General features: G+C 68.0%; 4 protein-coding genes. 1 reads left to right on the plus strand and 3 read right to left on the minus strand.

Annotated elements, in window-relative coordinates; translation table 11 throughout:
• The 3 genes from ASG72_RS08655 to ASG72_RS08665 form a co-directional block, all read right to left on the minus strand.
• The coding region (locus tag ASG72_RS08655; protein ID WP_162246216.1) for a DUF5801 repeats-in-toxin domain-containing protein at nt 1–1,941 on the minus strand (1,941 nt) is incomplete at its 3' end.
• Between the two features lie 246 nt (nt 1,942–2,187).
• Nucleotides 2,188–3,039 carry a hypothetical protein gene (locus ASG72_RS08660; RefSeq protein WP_056711183.1) on the minus strand — a complete coding sequence of 284 codons (852 nt, stop codon included), beginning with the start codon at nt 3,037–3,039 and terminating at the stop codon, nt 2,188–2,190.
• Between the two features lie 215 nt (nt 3,040–3,254).
• A complete protein-coding gene (locus ASG72_RS08665) occupies nt 3,255–3,863 on the minus strand; it encodes an ABATE domain-containing protein (RefSeq protein WP_082540211.1) in 609 nt (202 codons plus the stop codon).
• Between the two features lie 72 nt (nt 3,864–3,935).
• Between ASG72_RS08665 and ASG72_RS08670 the strand changes: the two genes are divergently transcribed.
• The gene (locus ASG72_RS08670) at nt 3,936–4,862 is read left to right on the plus strand and encodes an EamA family transporter (protein WP_056711184.1); all 927 of its coding nucleotides are present in this window, start codon (nt 3,936–3,938) and stop codon (nt 4,860–4,862) included.
• Nucleotides 4,863–5,153 lie beyond the last annotated feature (291 nt).

Below are 5,153 nucleotides of genomic sequence, written 5' to 3' on the forward strand. Positions count from 1 at the left end.
ACCGATGAAGCTCAATGTCGCGACATCTGTGCCAGCGAGATCGGAGCCGAAATCGCCGCCGACGCTGAACAAGGCGCTGGCCGTTCCCTGGATCGAGGTGGTGACCTGGGCGAGATAGTCGCTGGGCGGGACAGCATCGTCATCGGTGTTGCCGTCGGCCGTCTCGCCGGACGTATTGGCGCGGTCGGGGCCGACGGTCTCATCTAGCGCCATGCCGATGAGGTTCCGGGCTTCCGGGGAGGCCGCGGACACGGTCAGCGACGGCCCGTCATCGTCGAAGGAGATGAACGAGGTCTGGGACGAGATCAGCTCGACCAAGGCGGTCTGGGTGATCGCGTCGAAATCGCCATCCGTACGGGTCACGCTGTATTGCAGCTGGATCGGCGAAGCGCCGGGAGCGAGCGTCAGCAGCGCGCTGTCGTCGAAGAGAGTGGTCGCGCCATGCGCGATCGCCTCGAACAGCGTCGTCTGCAGCTGGCCACCGACGATGGCGATGCTGAACACGACGTCATTATTCGTGTCGCGGCCCTCGATGACTCCCGCTGCGGTCAGGAACAGCGAGATCAAACCGCCATTGGTGGCCGAGAGGCTGGTGGCCACGCCAGGGCCGCCGACCGTCAGCCCGACGAAGCTGAGCGTCCCGGCATCGGTGCCGTTCTGATCGGCGCCGAAGCTGCCGCCCAGCGTGAAGAGCGAGGCCAGCCCGGCGCCCGGAATGGCCGTCGTCACCTGCGCGAGACCAGGGCCGGCATCGTCGGTATTGGCGTTGGTGCCGATCTCGACCTCGCCGGCGCCGTAGCGATCCGCGGGGAGATCCCCCGCCCCTTGCGTCTCGTCGAGCTCCTGGGTCAGACCGGCGAGGGCCGCGCCCGTCGCGGCCGTGACCGTCAGGGTCGGCACGTCGTCGCGGACCTGCACCGTCAGCGTGCCTTCGCTCGTGCCGACCGGCGTGGTCACCACGACGCCGACGGTCCCGAGGTTGAGGATCTGGGCACCGCCTCCAGCCGGGTCCGGCAGGCCGGTGAGCAGCGTGACCTGCACCACGACGTCGCCGACGGTTCCGGCGGGGATGTTGGTGCCGGAGACGATCTCGAGGCGGATCGCGTCGACGCCGTTGACACGGCCGATGATCAGCGTGCCCGAGACCAGCTGCCAGACGATGTCCGCGCCGGCGATACCGTTCGTTTCGGTCACCAGCCCGGCGATGCCGCTGAAGGCGACGCTGCTCGCCGCCAGCGTGCCGGCGTTGAACTGCAGCGTCAGCAGCGCCGACTCGTTCGGGTTCTGCGGCAGGGTGCCGGTGGCGAGGGAGGATTCGTCCAGAAGGGCGCTGAAACTCGCGCCGAGCAGGGACGGGCCGACGACATCCGCCAGCGCCGGCAGCAGTTCCTCGCGGGTCAGGGCGCCGAATTGGAGCTCGGTCGGACCGAGCAGATTGGTCAGGCCGAAGCCTTGACCGATATTGCCGGGGGTGACGCTGAAATTGCCGCCGGAGCTTCCGACGCCCTGGGCGCCGGCAGGGCCGGCACCGGGCGTGACGCCGGCGCGGTCGAAGGCCGCGGCGAAGGCGCCTGCGGGCACTTCGACGTCACCGATGACGATCGTCGGCATCGACTGGGTGACGCCGGGGATGACGACCGGCGGGCCCGAGGGCTGGTTGAGGATCAGGTCATCGCCGCGCACGACGATGTCGTCGAGCGAGGTGCTGGCCGGAAGCCGGACGATGGCGCGCGCCGGCGCTGTCTGCTGGGCGGGTGCGCCCTGGGGCGGCTGTGCCTGGGATGGGGCGGCCGGAGCGGCCGGAGGGGCTGCAGGCGAGGCCTGCGCGATCTGGTAGCTCGCGGCACGCTCGCCCTGCTGGACGGCAGATGCCGGATCGTTGTGGCCCTGATCGCCATTGTCGCCGGCCGCAAGCGCGGCGCTATCGCTGACTTCAAGCATGATTGTATCCCCTCAGTTAACGACTTGTTAATCTGAGGGGTGAGCAGTTCACAATGCGAGTCAGTTGCTGCATTCATATCGGCGTATGCAGCTCGTTTAAAATTTGTCTATTCAAGATTAACTGCTACGTCAGGTCTATATCGAAGGGATTAGACCTTACGGCCTCGGACGGCCGCGGGGCGTCCGGGTTCCGATCCCATCTACGGTAATGGGCGCGCGGCCCGCTCGCGACGCTGCGACACGCGGTCAGTCGAACAGCGCTCCGAGCATGTCCGTCGCGGATTTGCCCTTCTCGATGGTGACGATCGACGTCTTGCCCCCCGCATTGGTCAGCCGGAAATCCAGCCAGGGCGTCCCCAGCAGGCGGCGCTTGTTGTTGGCGAGGTCGATCGGATCACCGGAGAGTTCGACGCGCGATCCCCCCTCGGGGCCAGGCGCGATCCGGCCGATCAGAGGCTCGCCCTCGACAGCGCCGGCCCGGCGCGCCCTCGGCATCTCGTCCAGCATGAAGGAAGCGGCCGCGGGGTTCCTGCCGATCACGGTGATGGTCGGCGCCCGGAGCGACCGGGTGGCGCGGAAGACCAGCTCCACATGCAGGGCGTCGGCATCGATCCTGATCACGACTTGGACGATGCGCGCATCGGGCCCGTCTTGCCTGGCCGACCAGACGGCTTGTCCCTGGGTGATGATCGGGAATTCCGGTTCCGCCTCATTGTCTCTGATGTGCCCGGCGCGGGTGGTGACCGACGCCGCGAGCTGGGGTCCCGCCGCCGGAAACTGGGCTTGCGCCGCGCCCGACCCCGTCGGCGTCCACAGGCTCACGACAGGGGCTCCCGCCGGCAGCAGCCTGGGGCCGAAAGCGAGCGTGGCGCGGTCCTGCAGGCGCTCGCCACGCTTGGCCGAATTCGCCCGGCTGGCAAAGGGGTGACAGAGCTGGAAATCCCGGCAGAGCAGCAGGTCGCTCGCGGTGCAGCAGGCGCTGGTCTGCGGCTTCGGGGCTGCGGTGTTCGCGCGCGTCTGCGCCTCGGCGAGCACAGGGGCGAGCGCCGTCAGGCAGACCAGAAGCAGGGCCGGATAGCTCGATCTCTCGCCCGTCAACGCGCGCTCTCCTGCCCTGCCGTCACTAAGGTGACGGAGACGCCATGCATCTGCGTCAGGATAAGCAAAATTATGTAAAAGTCTCCTTCTCGAAGAGAGCTGCGCTTGCAGCCTTCGCGATTGGCGCCGATCCGCTCGCGCGCATCATTCGACCCAGGGTTCACGGGTCCAGCGGTCACGGGCGGACGGACGGCCCGGTCTGATGGCCCTCGCCCCTATTCGGCCCGGAATTTCCTGACGCGCGCCGGTGTCCCGCAGCTCCGGTCCGAACACCAATGTCGCCGTCCGCCGCGCGAGGTATCGAGGAAGAGCCACCCGCAATTGCGGCCGGGGCATTGCCGGATCGGCCGACGCTCGCCTCTGGACTCGATCAGCAGATCGCAGGCCGCGACAGCGATACGATCCGCGATGTGATCCAGTGCCTCGCGGCGTCGCCAGGCCCATTCCAGAGCCCCGTCTTCGCAAGCCAGGCGACGCCCGGCCAGGGCCGATCGCAGCGCCGTGTCGAACAGGTCGAGATCGGCCTTCTCGACCGGGCGATCGCTCACCTCCATGCAGCAGATGCGATAGAGCGCCTCGCGCAGGGCCTTCGCCCGGGACAGGGCGGCCGCTGCGTCCACCGGGCGCTGGGCGGCTTCGATGGCGAGACGCTGCCGGGTGTCGGCGTCGATCGACTGCGTCCGGCCCGCCCAGATCAGCAGATCGTCATAGGATTGCAGATAGTCGGGGCCGATCGTCCCGATCCGGCTGTCAACGGTGTTGACGAAATCCAGCACCGGATGGCCGCCGAGCAACGACATCGTCTGGACCGTCTTCGCCATCATCCGCCGGAACCTCCGCTCGCCGCCGCTGTTGTAACGGAATAAAATAGTTTAATCCGTTACGGAGTCCAGAGCGTGGGATTCGCCCTCAATCCGAGATTATTGGATTTCGTGATCCTCTGCCTGATCTGGGGCGCGACCTGGATCGGCATCAAGGCGGGGGTCGACGCCGTCCCGCCGCTGCTCTTCGCCGGCACGCGCTTCGTCATGGCGGGATTGCTGTTGCTGGCGCTGGCGCGGCTGCGCGGCGAGTTGACAGGCATCGCCGCCGGGGACCGGCTGCGTTTCCTGGTGGTGAGCCTGCTGATGATTTCCCTGTGCTACGGCCCGCTGTTCTGGGGCATGCAATACGTCAATTCGGGCACGGCCGCCGTGCTGGAACTGGCGCTGACCCCGATCGCATTGCTGCTCTTCGCGCTCCTGCTGGGCGATGAGCAGATCGGGATCCGTCACCTCCTCGCCTTGGGGCTGGGCGTCGCCGGCCTCGCGCTGCTGTTCGGGCCCGACGCCCTCGCCCAGAATGCAGGGCCGGCAGCGCAAGCGGGGCGACCGATCGCGGGTAGCCTCGCCGTCGCATCGGCGGCTTTCACCTATGGGCTCGGCTCGGTCGTGGCCCGGCAGCTGCTCGCGCGATACCCCTCCTCTCTGGTGGCGGGGATGACGACGCTTGTCGGCGGCGGCGTGCTGCTGGCCTATGCGCTCGCCTTCGAGCCCGGTGCGATACGGGCGCTCCGGGGCGATTGGGGCTGGGCCGCCTGGGGCGGCTGGCTCTTCCTGGTGCTGTTCGGCTCGCTGATCGGCTACACGCTCTATATGCGCCTGCTGCGCGACATCGGCGCGGCCCGCGCCGGGAGCTACGCCTTCGTCTCGCCGATCGTGGCGGTGGTGCTGGGGGTGGTCGCCTTCGGCGAGACGGTCGAGCCTCTCGATGCTCCCGCGATGCTGCTGATGCTCGCGGGCGCCTATCTCGCCCTGTCGAAGGCCGGTGTCGCGTCGACATAGGCTCGGGGAGCCGCGGAGCTTGTTTCGTTGGCGGTCACTGAGGCGGCGTCGCAGCATCGGGCCGAGAATGAGACGCGTCTGCTCGTAGTCGCTCGCCTGGTGCTTCAGGGCTGGCGCGACCCGCCTCGCGCCTCGGCTGAAGACGGCCCGCGGCGGTCGCGCGCGGATCCCGCCATCGCCTTCGCCCAACGCAAAAACCCCGCCGCATGTGCGACGGGGTATTTGTTATGTTTGGTTGCGGGGGCCAGATTTGAACTGACGACCTTCAGGTTATGAGCCTGACGAGCTACC

Origin of the sequence: Allobosea sp. Leaf344, from assembly GCF_001426225.1 — a bacterium.
GTDB lineage: Bacteria > Pseudomonadota > Alphaproteobacteria > Rhizobiales > Beijerinckiaceae > Allobosea.